Source organism: Streptomyces sp. NBC_00887 (assembly GCF_045207585.1).
Window position 1 is genome coordinate 9,970,484 of the sequence record NZ_CP108788.1, and the last position, 16,616, is coordinate 9,987,099.

The following is a 16,616-nucleotide window of genomic DNA, read 5'->3' on the forward strand; positions in this document are numbered from 1 at the left end:
TCATCAACGGCACCTCACCCAGCAACCAGCTCCGCATGCAACTGGAGGCCTACGTCCTGGCCGCCCGACTCGAAGAAGTCGTCGCATCAGCCAACACCCGACTCACCCGCATGTCAGAAAACCGCTACACCCTCATCCACTCCGACGACCGGGCCTCCCACGGCGCCCGCTCCGGCCTAGGACTCAAGATCACCGACGCCTGGAGCGGGAAAGACCGCGACACCGACACCCTCTCCGGAGGCGAATCCTTCTTCGCCTCCCTCTCTCTCGCCCTCGGACTCGCCGACGTCGTCACCGCCGAATCAGGCGGACAAGCCCTCGACACCCTCTTCATCGACGAAGGCTTCGGCACCCTCGACGAAGACACCCTCCACAACGTCCTCGACGTCCTGGACTCCCTACGCGCCCACGACCGCACCGTCGGCGTCATCAGCCACGTCCCCGAACTACGCCGACGCATCACCCACCGCCTCCACGTCCGCAAAGCCGCCACCGGCTCCACCCTGGCCGTCATCACCGAAGCAGCCGAATAACCCCACGGGGGGCGGTGAAACAATGCCACCGCCCCCACCAACCCACCCCCGGAGCGGTACACCCCTCATGGCCATCGCCGGCATCGAGCTCAGGCCCCACCAGAAGGAAGCCGTCACCGCCGCGGTCAAAACGCTGCGCACCCATGCGCGGGCGAGCGTGATCGCCGCGTGCGGCACCGGGAAAACCCTGATCGCGGCCCGCACCACCGCCCGCCTCGCCCCGCGCGGACGGGTCCTAGTCCTGGTCCCGACACTCGACCTGCTCTCCCAGACCGTGCGCTCCTGGCACGCCGCCGGCCACACAGGCCCAGCGGTAGCCGTCTGCTCGGCCCGCCAGGCCATGGAACACCCCTCAGCAGGCAACGTCCCGATGACGACGAAGCCGGCCGAGCTGTCCGAACTCACCCAGACCACCGGCCCGGTGACCGTCTACGCCACCTACGCCTCCCTGCCCACCGTCATCAACGCCCACCGCGACCACCACCTGCCGCCCTGGGACCTTGTGATCGTCGACGAAGCCCACCGCACCGCCGGCCGCCTCGGCAAAGCCTGGGCCGGAATCCACCACGACGACCAGGTCCCCGCCACCCGCCGCCTCTACCTCACCGCGACCCCCCGTATCTGGGACCCCGACACCGACCACAGCGACACCCCCGTCGCTTCCATGGACGACGAAACCCTCTTCGGCCCCGTCGCCTGGCGCCTCACCCTCTCCGACGCCATCGACCTCGGCCTCCTCGCCGACTACCAGATCCTCGTCCCCGTCATCCAGGACACCGACCTGCGCGACTGGCTCGCCACCAGCCCCGGCGCAGGCGCCGACGGCCTCCGCCTCGCCGGCCACCAAGTCGCCGTCCTCAGAGCCATCCACGACCACCAACTCCGCCGCGTCCTGACCTTCCACCACCGCGTCTCCGACGCCAGAGCGTTCGCCACCACCCTCCCCGACACCGCAGCCGCCCTCCCCACACACCTGCAACCAGAAGGCCTCTGGTCGCAATGGATCAGCGGCAGCCATCCGCCCCGCACCCGCCGCCGCATCCTCCTCGACTTCGCCACCCACACCCACCCCGAACAACCCGCCGTCCTGTCCAACGCCCGCGTCCTCGGCGAAGGCATCGACGTCCCCACCATCGACGCCGTCGTCTTCGCAGACCCCAAAAACAGCCCCGTCGACACCGTCCAAGCCGTCGGCCGCGCCCTGCGGCAAACCCCCGGCGCCGGCAAAAGAGCCACCCTCATCGTCCCCGTCTACCTCACCCCCGACGAAGACCCCGACGACCTCCTCGGCGCCGACGCCTACACCCCCCTGTGGCGCACCGTCCAAGCCCTGCGCGCCCACGACGAACGCCTCACCGCACGCCTCGCCGACCCCCGCACCCACCGCCCCACCCTCGGATCCGAAGACCCAGGCGCCTGGCTCCACTTCGCACGCCCCACCCAACAAGAAGAAGTCGCACTCGCCCTCACACTGCGCGTCCTCAACCCCAAAAGCGCCGAATGGCGCCGCGGCCTCACCGCCGCCCGCCGCTACCACCGCACCCACCACCACCTCGACGCCCCCCAGACCTACGAAGACAACGACGACTACCCCCTCGGCCGCTGGCTCACCTGGCAACGCCACCTCCACACCACCGGCGCCCTCGACCCCGCCCGAACCCAAGCCCTCGAACGCCTCGGCATCATCTGGGACCCCCGCCAGCAAGCCTTCGACCGCGGCCTCACCCACGCCACCGCCTACGCAGCCCTGCACGGCCACCTCGCCGCTCCCGTCGACCACCACCAGGACGGATTCGCCCTCGGCCGCTGGCTCGCCACCCAACGCAAACGAGCCGATGACCTCGCTCCCGCCCGCACCCAGGCACTCCAAGACCTCGATCCGCACTGGAATCCACCCTGGCCCCTGACCTGGCACCGCGCCTATCACGCTGCCCGCAGACACCACACGGCCGGCCACCACCTGACCGACGTCCCCCGGGACTACAACACCGATGACGGACATCACCTGGGGGAGTGGCTGTACAACCAGCGCCTCCACCCCGAACGCCTGCACCCCGCCCAGCAGCAGCTCCTGGCCGATCTCGGCCTGATCCAGAACACCGAGCCATCCCCGCAGAAGCGGCAACAGACTGCCCGGAAGCGGGATCAAGGCCTTGCTGCCGCCCGCGCCTTCCACGACCGGGAGGGGCATCTCGATGTTCCCCAGCGCCACGTCGAACACCTCAACGGTCAACCCGTACGGCTCGGGCAGTGGATCAGTAACGCTCGTCGCCGTAAGGAACGTCTTCCTGCAGAGCGGATTCGCGCGCTTGATGCTCTGAAGATGCGCTGGTAACCCTGGGCCATGCTTTCGCAGGCTGCGGGGCATGACGGCACCCATGCTTTCCGACATCGAGTCCATCCAGCCGTTCTCCTCCGCCCTCGCACCGACGCCCGACACCGCCTGCAGCGCCCACGGCTGGAAGGCATGCCAGCGACCTCTGGTTGCCGAAGCCGTACTACGTGAACCTTCGGGCACCCTCGTGCGGTACAGGAGGGTTTGCCGTCACTGGCTCACGACCCAGATCAAGGCAGCGCAGTATCTCGACGAGCGGCGCATCGCCCTGCCCGACTAGGGAACACATGCCAACCTCAGACCGATTTGCCGGCCGGAGGGCGGAGAGGCGGGCCTGCGCTCCGCCAGACACGCCTGCCCCGACGACCACAGGTACGTCGCCGCCCTGACCGACCTGCACGCCAGGCGGTGACGGCAACTTCGTTTCGCCAGCACCGCAGTGAGCCGGGGCGTGGTGGCGAGCGCGCCGACGAACCGGCTGGCAGGGACACGGCTTTCAGCGCGCCATGTTCTGTGGTGCCTCGGCTGTACCCCTCGTTTCAGCTGACATGACCCGCAGGCGAAGGACGAAGTCTTGATCGCAGAGATCGTTAGGGACTGTCCTTAGTCAATCGCCCTGGCGAAGCGGGCCCAGTCCGTGAATTCCCAGTCCCAGCGACGGCACACACGTTCGCGGGGCAGGTCCTCGCTAGAGGGGTCGAGGAGCAAGAGTTTGACGTGACGTCCATCGCCCACGATTACAGCGAGCAGGTAGCCGCCTGGAGCTGTCAGCATCAGTGACATCTCATTGTTCGTCATGGCGAATCGGGCGTCTGGATGATCGACCTTTTTCACCTCGACCCGCACTTGCCGCGCGTCCGGGTCCGTTCCCTCCAGGTCGTAGCCGACGTTCTGACCGCTGACATCGCGCAGGTTCCAGCCTCGACCGTTGAGGAATTCCATGGTGGCGACTTCTGCAGTGCGCCACCGGGCGATAACCGCGGGGAGAGAACCCGCCGGTTGGGACGGGGACACGGAAACAGCTGAGGGTGCTGGTGTGGGTGAGGAGGAGTCCTCCACTGCTTGTGCGAGCTTTCGCTCGGCAGCGGTGAGGGTGCGGCCATGGGTGCGTGCCAGTTCCTGGAAGTGCTGGCCCAGCCGGCTCTGCAGGGTGCCGGACAGCTTCGGTGGTTCGGGCTTGCTCAGCACGCTGGAAAAGTCGAGACTCTTCAGTCCGAGCACGGCCTTCATGGACCTGGCCGCCATCTGATTACGCTGATCGTAGAGTGCGGCGGGCGCTCCATCGGGGAACACCGCGGCCACGTCTTCGGCTTCGAGGGGCAGGCTCGAGTACGCGAAGGACGGACGAACTGCCGTCATTTCCTCCCGCAGCGACGTCAGAAGGACCTTGCTGGCCGATGTGCCCATCGATACCAGGAGGCTACGAATGTCTTCCCCTTCCAGGATCAGTTGCCACAGCCGCTCTGACACCGGGTCGCCCGGCGCACGGAGACGGTCGGCGACAGCCTTGGCTGCGTCGGCCAGGACTCGCTGTGTGGAGTCGTCCGCCACCACGGCGTGCGTTCGCGACGGGTCTGTAAGGAGATCGCCCGATACCACGATGGGCAGACCGACCTCGTCGTCGAGGGGGAGGAAGCAGGCAAGCCTGCCGCGAACACCCGTCAGCGCCGAGGCGCGTGCGTTGAGTGGCACAGCCACGGTCGCGGTGCCGTATCTGAGTACACCGAACCGTGCGTCGCCCTCGTCGAGGCAAAGACTGACTTCCGACTGTCCGCGGTCGATCCGAATAGATCGGGTGCTCCCCTTCGATCGGATTTCCACGTGGGTGATGTTCCTGAGGAACAGGGCACTGATGGGGTCGATGGCGTCCAGCCCGCCGTTGACGCTGGGCCGGCAGCTGATCGTGAAACTGGTTCCACCCACCCGCTCTGCGACACGGACATTGGCGGGGATGCGGATCAGAGGCAGAGACGCGCCACTCGGCTCGCCGAGCAGCGCCGCCGCCGTCGTCTTGTCGAAAGTGAAGACGACGTCGGCCGAACGCACCTCGATGCGTGAGGCTATCGCTGCCAGCGATTTGAACCCGATTCCCCGGTAGCCGATCGAGTCGCCGCCGCGGAGCTTGGTCGAGCTGGCGCTGCGGCACAGTGCTTCGACATCACGCTCATCGAGAACTCTTCCGTCGTTGCTCCACGAGAAGCGGCCATCGCCAAGCGTTTCCACGATGACGGCGGTCGAGTCGGCGTCGTCGGAGTTCTGGAGCAACTCGTAGGGCACCCGGTTGCGGTAGGTGTCTGCGAGCAGGTCTTCCATCCGAGCGATTTCACCGAAGAGCCCAGGTGCCTGGGCGTGTTCGCGAACGAGCGTGTCCTGCAGAGCGAGAAGATGCCGGGCCAGATCGCTCACAGGTCTTCCGCATCCATGATGCGGACGATGACACGTGCCGGCTGCCCGGCGTACTCGTCGAGATCGTCGCCCGCATCCGCGATCCAGCGCGGCTGACGGCCGGGCAGCTTGCCCGATTCTCCTACGGGAACATGACCAAAAAGATTGATCTCCTTCTTCTGCAGAAGGAAGCCTCCTTCGTCCAGGACTTCGACGACCAGTCCGGGCAAGGCGACCTCGAAGGGGCAGGTGTCCTCGAGAGTTGCGTCCTGGTCGTACCAGTCATCGGACGTCAGATGGTCGGCCAGCAGCGCGTTTGCCGTGCTGAACTCCGCACTGCCGGCCATATGCACGCGCAATCCCGAGTCGTACTCCGTACGAAGGATGTGGGCGTCGCTGGAAGCGACACGAAGGCGTACCGACTTATGCGTTGTTTCGTCGATGACCTCGACCGGGAGGGCGGAGGACTTCTTGGGCGGGAGGACGAAGCCGGAATCGATCTCCTCAACATCGAGAGCAGTGACTCGAAGAGTGATCTCGTTGGGCAGGAGCGGCTTCTTGCACTCCCATGAATCGCTCTTCTCCGAGAATCGTTGAGGGCGCTTGCTCACCTTCTTGACCGTCTCGACGACAACCCGCTGGTAGCTGGGGGCAGCGGGGGAGCCGGTGCGGCTCAGAGCAAGAAGAAGCGTAGGCGCGTAGTCGCCCGCGCCGAAACGGTCGGACCAGTCCTCGCCGAGGAAGCGAGCTGTTCCGGACACCGCGATCTCCTGGAAGTGTTCCTTCTTCCCGAAGGTCGTAGTTACCAGACGGGCCTCGATCCCATCGATCTGCCACCCCAAAAGGGACAGGGACAGTTCGTCGACCGCCACATCAAGAGGCTGCACAGTCTTGTCGCCCACTGTTCTTCCTTACCCTCCCCGCGATGCCTGCCGGTTTGTACCGGACCTGGCCGGATACCGGACCATACCCCTTGGTGCGACTGCGACTTCCCCGACGTTCCTCCGGAGGCTTGGACCGTGATGGTGGGCCCGCCCGCAGGCACGTGGGTCTGCCGCGCGACCATCCCTTCGCGCCGGTCTGGCCACCAGGGCAGTACACATCCGCGCGAGCGTCCAGCCGTCGGGCACTGGCGAGAACACCTGCCTCACCGCCATCAAGGCGGCGTCCGTCGGACGACGTTCGCTGAAGCCATCGGTCTGGTCCGGATCGATGACGAGGACCGCACCGGCTACGCCCGCTCGTCCTTCCGGCACTGGAATTCCGGCGACATCGCCACCGACGGCTGCAACACCCGCAACGAGGTGCTGCTCGCCGAGGCGGTCACGGCCCCGGTGGTGGGTGCCGGCTGCAAGCTGACCGGGGGAGTGTGGCTGTCGTACTACGACGGCCAGGAGGTCACTGACCCCGGTGCCCTGGACATCGACCACATGGTCCCTCTCGCCGAAGCCTGGGACTCGAAGTAGGCGGAGCTGGGCTCGACGCATCATTCTGCTCCCGCACGCTGACGGCGAGGGGTAGGTCGGGGATGGGGTTGTCACCCGTAGAGGTGACGGTAGGTGCGTTCTGACCTGCGGAGGGGCGTTCAACGCCACGATGTTGCATCTGATGCAACTCTCGGAGGCGGCATTGAGCAGGGCGAGTTTGCCTGGGGCGGTCCGGCTTGTGCGGGCGGCGAATGTGGCCGCGTTGGATCCGGAGGCGGCGATGTTCGCCGCGATGCTGACCGGGTGGGAACAGCAGCAGCGCAGTCGGCTGCTGACAAAGAAGACAATCAGCGACCGGGTCAGTCTGGTGCGTCGGTTCGCCGAGTTCACCGGCACCTACCCCTGGGACTGGGCCCCCGAGGACGTTGAGGCGTACTTCTCCGCCAGGCTCTCACGCGGCGAGCTGGTGTGGTCGACGGTGCGGGGGCAGCAGGGCGACCCGGCGCGATCCTCCTGCTGTTCGGCCAACACCTCACCCGGATCGCTGCACTGCCCACCACCGCCCTGACCGCCGGAGACGGGACGACGTTCCTCACTTTGGGCAGGACCCCGATCCCGCTCCCCACCACCCTGGCCGACCTGTTGACCACCCTCGCCGACCGCCCCGCTCCCCAGGGCTGAGCCGTGAACACGAGTGCTGGCTGGCTGTTCCCCGGCCACCTGCCCGGTGCCCACATCTCCGCCGCGGCCCTCAGTCGACGCCTGGCCGCCTGTCACATCCCCAACCGGCCCGCCCGGACCACCGCCCTGGTGGCCCTCGCTTGCGACCTGCCGCCCGCGGTCCTCGGCCCGATGCTCGGCCTCCACCCGATCACAGCCGTCCAGTGGCGTCGCCGCGCCGCCACCGACTGGACCGCCTACCTTCAAGCACGCCAGTGTGCCCTTACCGACGGGCCTCCATACCCCGGGCCCTGATTCGATCGTCATGCAAGTCCGCCAAGCCGTGCCAGCCTGTTATCCGCCCCGTCGGGCCGATTTCGGCAGATCTACACTGAGCTGCGAGAACGCTACGGGGGAACAGGATCATGGGCGTGGGTACGGGTACGAGCAATGCGGTGGACGGCCAGTCCTCCCTGATCTCCGCGGTCCAGGCTGGAGACACGGATCTGGTGAGGATCCTTCTCCACGAGCACAGCGACTCCGACTACCTGGACGCCGCGTTCTGCCTGGCCGTCCGGATGCACGCCGGGCGCATCGCCCAACTGCTGCTCCAGTACGGTGCGGATTCGGGCCAGAGCCGCCCCGATGACCTCATTCCCTTGAGTGAGGCGGTCGACTCGGGTTCGCCCGCTCTGTTCGAGGCGCTCCTGGACCACGAGATCCGCGGCAGGTATCCCGAAATCGAACTCCTGAAGGCCCGGGACCTCGCGCGCCGCTGGCACGAGACGGGGGTCGAGGCCGAGCTGCGACGCCGTACCGGATCCCGGGACGCTGTCGGCCGTAAGCGGGTTCAAGACGGCGAGTTCGCCAGCGTCGTCGAGTTCACCCTTGGTGGCATGACTGCGCGGGACGGCCATGGGGCGATCCTCACGTACGTCGAGGAACTGCTCGGGGTACGAACCTCGTTCGAGGAGCTGATGGACCGCGCGTTGGCCCAGGTCGATCAGCAGGACCATGCAACGTGGTGCCGTGCCAGCCTCCAGTTGAGTGGACGGCGAGAGGAGGCGACCTGGGCCGCTGCGGCGGTACTGCGTACGAGCCCGGACCCATCCCACCGATTGTTCGGTGCCGAGGTACTCCGCCTTATTCATCTGTTCGACGACAGCGACGAGGACGCGTTCGCTGGTCCCGCTCTGGACCTGTTCACCGGCTGGGCGGCCGCCGAGACGGATGTCGCCGTCCTCACCGAGGTGCTGGTCGCTCTTGGAGAACACAGCGACCCCCGCGCGGAGGCGGCCCTTCTGCCCCACGCCGGCCATCCCGATGCCCGGGTACGGCGTGCGGTGGCGCAAGGGCTGGGTGCCTTGTCCTCGCCGCCGGCCTTTTCCGGCGATGCTCGCACGGCGTTGCTGGGGCTGATGGCCGATCCGGACGCGGTGGTACGAAAGATCGCCTGCCGCGTGGTTGCCGAGGGGAGGGACCACGATCCCGTGTTCGCGGACGCCATGGCAGCTGTGCTGGACGATACGGACCGTCTGGTCCAGCTGGCTGCCGTCTACGGGCTCGCCCTCCACGACGACGAAAGGTGCGTGGAGGCAGCACGCCTTCTCGGCCCGCCGCAGCGCGGTTCCCTGGAAGAGGAGGGCTACCTCGACGCGGCGTGGCGTTACCAATGGCGCCGCGACGGCCGCTGAACGTCCCCGTCTGTGCCTGTCAGCTGCTCCGGAGCCGGGAATACCGCACGGTTCGAATGACGCTCCCCGCCAGCTGGTGCTTCCGCCTGGACGGCCGCCCGGCGCGAGGCCTACGCGAACGACCAGGGCGCCGCGACGTCGCTGGTCGCGGTGACCGCTCGTACCAACAGGCAGAAGTCGGATCAGGACCCGCCGAGTGGCTGCCGCCGGCCCCGGAGGTGCAGTGCCGGTACGTGGGGGAGTGGGTGGCCACCAAGCTTCGCTGGCAGTTGGCTGCGGACGCAGCCGAACTCGAGGCGCTGAAGGCATTCGCCGACGGCCCCTGCGAGGAAACCGTCCTCTCCTACACCCCCGCCCCGTAACAACCCGCCCCGGGATGGTGCTGGCGCCAGCGGCCAGCATCCCCGGACCGCAGCACGTGCCCCCAGCAGACATCTCCCCGTCTGTGCCGGTGCGCACTGCGCCAATATTCCTGGAGCCCCGGCCGGTACGACCCGGGCTCCAGGAGAGCTTGGATCACGCGGACGCCCCTGGTCGGCGTCGGGTGTCCGCGTAGATCCGTGCCTTGACACCAGGTGCTCCGGGTTCGCGCCGAACGGGCCCAATCCCTGAGGTGACCCAGTGCTGTTCGAGTGCGGCCATCGCCGCCCGGGCGGTCGGTTCATCGGCCGCGGTGATGTCGACAACGATGAGGCCGGGCTCACTGATGTGCTGTGCGTCGATCGGTTCCATGCCCGTAACGACGACTGCGGTACCCACGGAGTTCTGCTGAAGAGGCCCCTGTCGTTCGTACGAGCGACAGCGGCTCCGCCCCTCAGGCCAGGGGCCCTCTCAAGAGGAGAGCAGACAGGCCTTCCCAGAACCCTCCTTCCTCGGCTGTGGACGGGGACCGCTTTCCGGCCCTTGCCAGTGTTTGACCGTCACGCGCGGCATCAGGGGGCGGGGATGTACCGGCGGGCTCGACCGCCCGGTGACCCCGATGCACGTGACCGTGCACGGTGACGTACAAGTCTGATCCAGCCAGGTCCGATGGCTTTTGTGCCATCCGTCAGCAACGTGCCTCCAACATCACGGTGGCGCGGCTACACAAGAGTGCTGGGCGGTGGCTGCTGCCCCGCGGCGTCGTGTGGTCCTGGGGGAGGTCCTGCAGTTGCTGACGATCAATGTGGCTGTGCTGCTCGCGGTCATCGTCATCTTCCGGCTGCGACGGCGTACGGAGGCCCGAAGCCGACTGGATGAGAAGTTCACCGTCGTCATCGTTCTGGCCCTGGGGGTACTCATCGCACCGACACCGGTGGGTCACGAAATTATGGACTTCCTAGGCGAGCTCGCCAGCGGTGTCACGCAGGCCAGCCGATGAGTCCCCGCTCACGCAAGGCCCGGGCAGCAGCGATCAGACGGCCGCCAGCACGACGGCGGACCCGGAGGCCGGGCAAACGGCGGCAGCGAGCAGATGACCGGCTGATCGGGTTCCTCGTGAGTGCGGCCTTGGCCATGGCTCTGGTGGTGGCTGTCGTCAACTGGCTGCTTGCCCACTGGTGGATGCTGATCGTCATCGGCGTACTCGCGGTGCTGGCCAGCGGAGGCTGGCTCTACCAGAAGCAGCACAGGGCGCGGTGGGAGACGGTCCGCGCACAGGGCCTGCGGTACGGGCTGTCTCATCTGGACGCCCTGCACCACTCCCAGTTCGAAGACGCGGTGCGGGACCTGATGCGCCGTGACGGATGCTGGGACGCCGTCCGGGTGGGCGGCGGTGGGGACCTGGGTGCTGACGTGAAGGCCACTGACCCCTACGGACGCCGCTGGGTGATCCAGTGCAAACACCGCCGCAACGGCCTGGCCGGCTCCGCGGTAGGCACACCGGACCTCCAGGTCCTCAACGGCACAGCCCGCCCGGTCCACGGCGCCGACATCGCTGTGATCGTCACGAACGGGCGGGTCACCGCGCCCGCCGTGGCCTTCGCCAAGCAGCAGCGCCTCCACGTCACTGACCGCCACACGCTTGCAGCATGGGCGTCCGGCTCGCGTCCGCTGTGGGAACTGCTGCAGGCCGTGCCGCCACCCCGGAAACCGACCGCCCACCCCTGACGGACGCGGTAGGGGGCTGCCTCAGCAACGGACCCATACCGCTCCAAGCGGCGCTTGGTAAATGCCCGGCGCCACAGGATCAGGATTCACGTCGGCCTTCGAAGACGTGCCGGGCGGATCCCAGCCCGGACACCGCTTGCCCAGATGGTCGTCTGCGCGATGATGGAAGAGCCTCGCCTGCTGCTGGAGCAGGCCACCTTTCGAGAGGTAGCAGGATGCAGTTCACTCAGGCTGAGCAAACTGCGATCACGGCGCACGCCGCCAGCCTGGGCATCGGCCACGACGAATACGTCCGGCAGGCGGCGGCCGAACGAGCGCTGTCCTGGCAGCGAGAACACGACGCGTTCACCAGGCTTGCTGAGCGGCGCGGCATCAACGCACAAGACCTTCTGCGCAGTGGTTGCCTCACCGACGACGACCTGCCCTGACACCGCCCCCAGCCCTGCGCCACATGCGGCAGCAGCTTCTGCTCCGGCCGCACCGGCCGCGGATCAACCGGGACATCCAGCGAATCAGGGCAGCTGCAGCTGGTTGAGCATGCGGTGCGCTAGGGCGAGATGGCGGTGCCCGGCTCCAGGACGCGCTGCGCGTCGTCGACGATCTGCATCAGCTCCTGCTGCGCCTGCTCGCTGTGGCCCGAGCTCATCAGCCCTTGAGCTCGTTGCAGGCGGGTATGGAGGGCATGGGGGTGGTCGTGGCCGAGGACCCTGCTGCGTTCGGCAATCAGCTGCGTGAAGATTGAGGTTGCTTCGCGGACCCTGCCTGCCCGGGCGGCGAAGTCCGCCTGGGTACTGCGTATGGCAAGCATGTGAGGGTCATCCGGGCCGAGCGTTCGCAGGGCGTCCTCCATCAACTGCCGCAACTGCTGTTCGGCGTCCACGAGGTTTCCGTTCAGGCCGGAGAACCAGATAAGACTGCGCCGACCCGCAAGAACTTGCGGGTGGCCGGGCCCCTCCAGCCGTGTCCTGTCCTCCAAGAGGTCCCTGAGCTGCTGAACAGCGGATTGCGTGTCCCCGGCTTCCCCGGTGAAGTAGGCCCGTTGGTGCCGTGCGGCGAGCGTATCGGTGTGCTCGGGGCCCAGAGCCGCGGTCGTCTCGGCGACCAGTTCCCCGAACGCATCTGCGGCTGCCTGCCCCTCGCCGGCCTCCCCGGTGAAGAACGCCCACTGGTGTAAGAAAGCAAGCGTGTCGGGGTGACGCGGGCCCAGCTGGGCCCGCCTGTGCCGCACGATGCCCTCAAGACTTCTGACCGCCTCGCGCGGTCGCCCACGGTCGCCGACCGCTATCGCCAGCAGGAAATCTGCTCCCGCCACACCTCCCGCCCGAGCCCGCTCCAGGGCTGCGGTCGCCCGCGACAGCTGACTTGCCTGATGGGCGAGAAGCCCCATGTCGTACGCGTCCGCCGCCTCCACACGGGATAAGAGCGCCTCCCACAGATGATCCGGCACCGGAGACAGCCGTGGGGCGCTCAGCAGGTAGTCGAAGGCGGTGTAGCCCTGGCTGTAATTCCCGACCAGGAGTCCGCTGGTGGCGTACGCGGGCTTGCACGCCCACTGCATCGCCTCGGCAAACGGCTCGGGCTGCAGGTCCGGCCCACCACGCTCGGCGAGATAGGGCAGATGAAAGTCCTGAAGCCACTGCCTGCTCGCCGGCCGCCGTAATCCCGACCGCCGACAGTCGACCGCTGCGGCGACGATCGCCGCGCCCCGCGGATTGGCTTCCGGCGCCCAGGCGTTCTCCCACGCCGCCAACAACTCCGGCCCTGCCGCCAGGACTTCCGCGAGCCCGAAACGGTCGCAACTGCCCAGAGCCAGTTGGATCCGTGGATCTCGGTGTGCGGCAGCACGCTCCTGCTCTGCCGTGGACCAGCGGCGTTCCAACCGGACCTTCACGGCCATGTGGAGCACCTCGCGCTGCGCCCGCCAAGCGTCCCGGTCCGACCCCGTGAGCCGGCTCTCTTCCCGGGCGTCGTAACGTCGGAACTCCTGCGACCGTATTGTCGCCAGGACCACCACCCGCCCGGGCCGGCCCTGAAGCAGTCCGGTGAGCGCGGATGCGGTCACCCCGTCAGCACCCAGATAGTTCTCGAGATTGTCCAGCCATAGAACAGTCCGGCGACGACGCCGAGCGACCTTGAGGGCATGCGCGAGCGCCGGCCTGGTCAGGGGGCACACAAAGGCATGACGAGGGAAACATAAGCGCGCAACCTCATACGCGAGCCGGGTCTTGCCCGCGGTCGACTCACCCACGATGAGGACAAAGCCGCCCTCCAGCAAAGCTTGCCGCAGCTCAGGCCCGACATCACGTTCCACGTAGGACGGCGCCAGCTGGTGATCAGGGTGCCTGTCAGCGGGATGAACACCGGCCAGCCCAGGACGGTCCACCTGATCGAATCGAGGAATCCGGCCCGACGCAGTCAGCAAGAGTGCAGCCTCACTCGGCTCGCTACGCTGCGGCCGCACACGATCGGTGACAAGGGTGTAGACAGCCGTAACAGCAGCCCCGATACCCGCGGCCAGCGGACCGGACGCCCACATCGCCGACAGCGCCACAGCAGCCCCACCAGCCCCCACCGCCGTCAGGTACCCCAGCCAGCCTCGCGACCGCCCGCGACCATGCCGCAGATACGTAGACACGCTGCCCCCTTGCGTGACGTGGTCTTCCATTCTCACCACCACGCCGCCCCTGTCGAGGGAACGTCCAGACACAGCTGCACCGGGATCCCGCACCGCCCAACCGCCGCGATCGCGGCCCCACCAACGCGAGGCAACAACCAGCACGACCGCACCAGCCAACCCTCGCGGAAGACCCGTGTAAGCAAGCCCACCGGCACCTCACGACCCTGTCCAGAAACCCTGAATACACCGCAACGCCCTTGTCCATGGGCCCGTCCGGGGCAAGTGTCGGCGTGCGCTGCTGTACCGCTGCGGGCGTAGTGCATCGGCGTTCGAGCGGAGGCATTGCCTCGTGCCTGGCTGGTTAGGCTCCTCGGCATGACTGACTACGTGCAGGTGTCCACGGCCACGGAGACGAAAGATCAGGCGGTAGCGCTTGCGGGCCCGGCAGTTCAGCAGCGGCTTGCTGCTGGTGCTCAGATCATCGGGCCGGTCACGAGCGTGTTCTGGCACCTGGGGGAGTACGGCACCGGTGAAGAGTGGCAACTCCTCCTCAAGACGACGGTCGACCGGTATCCAGAGCTGGAGTCCTACCTCTTGGAGCACCATCCCTGGGACAATCCGGAGGTGTGTGCCGTGCCGATCGCTGCAGGTGCCGACCGGTGTTTGAAGTGGATCAGTGACTCCGTGGACGGGGCCTAACCGGCAGCGTGCTCCAGGACGTCCCGGACCGGGCCGATGTCCGCGTGAGGCCGTAGCCGGTCGAGCAGGGGAGTAATGCGCTGCCGAGGCCGGATGGAGGCCACGCCGGTGGCGAGTTCGAGCGCGCGGCCTACGGTCTCGGCTGCCTGCTCGACCTCACCGGCGCTGAGGTAGGCGTCAGCGAGCCAGGAGAGGTACAAGGCCTTGTCGCGCGCGTGGTCGTCGGAGTACCGGCCCAGGGCATCGGTCAGGACGGGGACAGCACGCAAGGGGCGGCCAAGTTCGGTCCAGCAGCGGCCGGTCATGATGTCCAGCTCCGTGCGGTCGACCCAGACGGACCAATCGGGTTGAGGCTCGCTGTCCTGCCCGTTGTCCAGGGCCTCGCGTGCGGCGTCGAGGGCGCTCTGCGTTCCTGTCGGCTGACCGTCAACGGCGCAGGCCCACGCGAGGCGTTCGTACAGGAGGGCACGGACGGTGGACGGCGTGTGGGCGGTGATGGTGGCGCAAGAGTCCTGGGCGAACGTAACGGCGGTGCTCCGGTCGTCAGGGATAGTGCGGTAGGCGAGGAAGGCCAGGCTGTTGCCGTAGAGGTTCTGGTCGCGTGCGTCTTTCGCGTAGCTGCGGCTCTCCTCGTAGAGCGTGGTGGCGTCGCGTGTGCGGCCTGCGTCGAACGCTGCCCATCCGGCTTGCTGCGCCTGTTCGGCGAGGAGCGCGGTGAGTCGGCGGCGTGCGTCGTCGGTGAACGAGCCCTGCCGTAGGAGGCCCTTTGTGAACTGCACTTCGCCGAGGTATACGCGGTAGGTGTCGCCGCCGCCCAGGACATCGTCCAGGCGTCGGAGGCGGGCCGTGCGTTCGCGGAGCCGGTCGACGTAGGCGTGCGTGATGCGGCGGGGCGTGTCAGGCCGGTGGAGGGCGGGCAGGGCGGCGGCCAGGCTGGTGCTGGTTGCTGCTTGGAGGATGGTTCGGCGGCGCACGTGCGGTCCGTTCTCTGCGCGGGACGTTCCAGCAGGAGCGCCGTCCGCCTCCCATGGGCGGGGCGCGAGACCGACCAGGTGCCCGGGGATGCGTAAGGCGTCCGCGATCTGCATGACCTTCTCGAAGCTTGTGATGCGCCCCCGGCCCCGGGCGAGCGTTCCGACCCGCTCTGGCTTGATGTCGCACTCGGCTGCGATCTTCGAGTAGCTGATGCCGGCCCGGTCCCGCGCAATCCGGAAGATCACACCGAAGTCATGGTCGGCCAGGGCGCGTTGCACGTCGTCTTCGTGGAGGAGGTCACGCGGTAAGGCCGTGGGTGGTTGGTAGGTCATGCGGCACTCTTCCTGCTGACGCGAGTCTGCGCGCCGGTCGTCCACGGCGTCTACCCATCATGGGGATACCCCGGGCTGGGAAGCGGCGGCTTCGCAGGAAGTCCACTCTCAAACGCCTAGCCCCCGGGGGCGGTGCTGACCGTTTGCCCGGGGTGACGACTGACGAGGAGTCATCGTGCACGAGCGTACCCGGACCCCATCCGTGACGGTGGCGCCCAGAGGGATTCGGGTTGCCGCCCGCGCCTGTCCCCATGTGACCACTGCGGCGGAGCGGCAACTCGCTGTCGAGCACTGGTTGCTGGCGGCGGCACCCAACCGCGTCCAGGCGCGCACGGAGTGGGACGACCGGCATGTTGCCCTGCTGTCCTGCGGCACGATCTTCTCCGCCGTACGCATCCCGGCTTCCGTGGTCCAGGCCGCAGCCCGGAGCACCGAACCTGTGGTCATCGACGCCTACCTCGTCGCTGCCCTGTTGGAGGGCCCGGTCATCTGCGACCGGTACGCCGACTGGTACTACGCTCTCGTGCCGGCGAGCACGGCTGCGCGGTGGGATGTCTCAAGCACGGTGTGCCTGGGGCGTCAGTCCAGCCTCGGGGTGCCCCGTCCGGGCCGTACCGGGGCCGACGGCGTCCGGGTGTACTGGTCGGTGCCCATGGACTCGCCCGCGATGCTGTGCTTGCCGCAGGCGGTCGCCCAGCTGGTCGCGGCCAGCCGTTGGAGTCTCGCCCAACCCGGTCCTCGGCCAACTGGACTGACCAAGGGAACGCGGGCCCAGCGACATAAATGAACGCCCGGCCTGGAAACGAGCCAGCGACCAACGACCCCCACCCCGGCTGGCACGTGCCCCGCACACCTCGCCACTGGGTGGGCC

General features: G+C 67.7%; 16 protein-coding genes and 2 pseudogenes. 13 read left to right on the forward strand and 5 right to left on the reverse strand.

All coding sequences use genetic code 11. The annotated features are described in order from the left end of the window. Positions 1-35: 35 nt before the first annotated feature. The 3 genes from OG844_RS45440 (at position 36) to OG844_RS45450 (ending at position 3,148) form a co-directional block, all read left to right on the forward strand. Positions 36-533, forward strand: a complete 498-nt coding sequence (locus OG844_RS45440) for an SbcC/MukB-like Walker B domain-containing protein (RefSeq protein WP_406387268.1) — start codon at positions 36-38, stop codon at positions 531-533. A 67-nt stretch (positions 534-600) separates the two neighbouring features. After that, complete coding sequence (locus OG844_RS45445; protein WP_406395929.1) at positions 601-2,868, forward strand: Helicase associated domain protein; 2,268 nt, start codon at positions 601-603, stop codon at positions 2,866-2,868. A gap of 31 nt (positions 2,869-2,899) precedes the next feature. Continuing rightward, on the forward strand, positions 2,900-3,148 hold the full coding sequence (locus OG844_RS45450; protein WP_406387266.1) for a hypothetical protein: 249 nt from the start codon (positions 2,900-2,902) through the stop codon (positions 3,146-3,148). 323 nt (positions 3,149-3,471) lie between these two features. Here OG844_RS45450 and OG844_RS45455 read toward each other — a convergent pair whose 3' ends face one another. Both OG844_RS45455 and OG844_RS45460 read right to left on the reverse strand, forming a co-directional pair. Further along, positions 3,472-5,274: a sacsin N-terminal ATP-binding-like domain-containing protein gene (locus tag OG844_RS45455; protein WP_406387264.1), complete on the reverse strand. Its 1,803-nt coding sequence runs from the start codon at positions 5,272-5,274 to the stop codon at positions 3,472-3,474. Next, on the reverse strand, positions 5,271-6,125 hold the full coding sequence (locus tag OG844_RS45460; protein ID WP_406387262.1) for a hypothetical protein: 855 nt from the start codon (positions 6,123-6,125) through the stop codon (positions 5,271-5,273). Before OG844_RS45460 ends, OG844_RS45455 begins: the two co-directional genes overlap by 4 nt. 270 nt (positions 6,126-6,395) lie before the next feature. Between OG844_RS45460 and OG844_RS45465 the strand changes: the two are divergent. From OG844_RS45465 to OG844_RS45485, 5 genes and pseudogenes are all read left to right on the forward strand, one after another. Next, a pseudogene (locus tag OG844_RS45465) lies at positions 6,396-6,713 on the forward strand (hypothetical protein); the annotation flags it as partial. Between the two features lie 220 nt (positions 6,714-6,933). After that, positions 6,934-7,248: a hypothetical protein gene (locus OG844_RS45470; RefSeq protein WP_406387261.1), complete on the forward strand. Its 315-nt coding sequence runs from the start codon at positions 6,934-6,936 to the stop codon at positions 7,246-7,248. A 116-nt stretch (positions 7,249-7,364) separates the two neighbouring features. After that, positions 7,365-7,655, forward strand: a complete 291-nt coding sequence (locus OG844_RS45475; RefSeq protein WP_406387260.1) for a hypothetical protein — start codon at positions 7,365-7,367, stop codon at positions 7,653-7,655. Between the two features lie 116 nt (positions 7,656-7,771). Further along, positions 7,772-9,034: a HEAT repeat domain-containing protein gene (locus OG844_RS45480; RefSeq protein WP_406387259.1), complete on the forward strand. Its 1,263-nt coding sequence runs from the start codon at positions 7,772-7,774 to the stop codon at positions 9,032-9,034. A 72-nt stretch (positions 9,035-9,106) separates the two neighbouring features. Next, positions 9,107-9,396: pseudogene (locus OG844_RS45485) on the forward strand (HNH endonuclease); the annotation flags it as partial. A gap of 154 nt (positions 9,397-9,550) precedes the next feature. On the opposite strand, the gene OG844_RS45490 reads toward OG844_RS45485, so the two are convergent. Beyond that, positions 9,551-9,766, reverse strand: coding sequence for a DUF6207 family protein (locus tag OG844_RS45490; RefSeq protein WP_406387258.1), 216 nt, complete (start codon positions 9,764-9,766; stop codon positions 9,551-9,553). 418 nt (positions 9,767-10,184) lie between these two features. On the opposite strand from OG844_RS45490, the gene OG844_RS45495 reads away from it, so the two are divergent. The 3 genes from OG844_RS45495 (at position 10,185) to OG844_RS45505 (ending at position 11,550) form a co-directional block, all read left to right on the forward strand. Then, positions 10,185-10,394, forward strand: a complete 210-nt coding sequence (locus OG844_RS45495; RefSeq protein ID WP_406395934.1) for a hypothetical protein — start codon at positions 10,185-10,187, stop codon at positions 10,392-10,394. After that, positions 10,391-11,122: a restriction endonuclease gene (locus OG844_RS45500; RefSeq protein ID WP_406387257.1), complete on the forward strand. Its 732-nt coding sequence runs from the start codon at positions 10,391-10,393 to the stop codon at positions 11,120-11,122. The genes OG844_RS45495 and OG844_RS45500 overlap by 4 nt, the downstream gene beginning before the upstream one ends. A 215-nt stretch (positions 11,123-11,337) precedes the next feature. Beyond that, positions 11,338-11,550 carry a hypothetical protein gene (locus OG844_RS45505; protein ID WP_406387256.1) on the forward strand — a complete coding sequence of 71 codons (213 nt, stop codon included), beginning with the start codon at positions 11,338-11,340 and terminating at the stop codon, positions 11,548-11,550. A 119-nt stretch (positions 11,551-11,669) separates the two neighbouring features. Here the strand turns inward: OG844_RS45505 and OG844_RS45510 are convergent, their stop codons facing one another. Further along, positions 11,670-13,673: a tetratricopeptide repeat protein gene (locus OG844_RS45510; RefSeq protein ID WP_406387255.1), complete on the reverse strand. Its 2,004-nt coding sequence runs from the start codon at positions 13,671-13,673 to the stop codon at positions 11,670-11,672. Between the two features lie 441 nt (positions 13,674-14,114). Between OG844_RS45510 and cutA the strand changes: the two genes are divergently transcribed. Next, a complete protein-coding gene (gene cutA, locus OG844_RS45515) occupies positions 14,115-14,438 on the forward strand; it encodes a divalent-cation tolerance protein CutA (protein WP_406387254.1) in 324 nt (107 codons plus the stop codon). On the opposite strand, the gene OG844_RS45520 is transcribed toward cutA, so the two are convergent. Beyond that, complete coding sequence (locus OG844_RS45520) at positions 14,435-15,745, reverse strand: helix-turn-helix domain-containing protein (RefSeq protein ID WP_406387253.1); 1,311 nt, start codon at positions 15,743-15,745, stop codon at positions 14,435-14,437. The two genes, cutA and OG844_RS45520, sit on opposite strands and share 4 nt — an antisense overlap. 175 nt (positions 15,746-15,920) lie before the next feature. Between OG844_RS45520 and OG844_RS45525 the strand changes: the two genes are divergently transcribed. Then, complete coding sequence (locus OG844_RS45525) at positions 15,921-16,532, forward strand: hypothetical protein (RefSeq protein ID WP_406387252.1); 612 nt, start codon at positions 15,921-15,923, stop codon at positions 16,530-16,532. Positions 16,533-16,616: the final 84 nt, after the last annotated feature.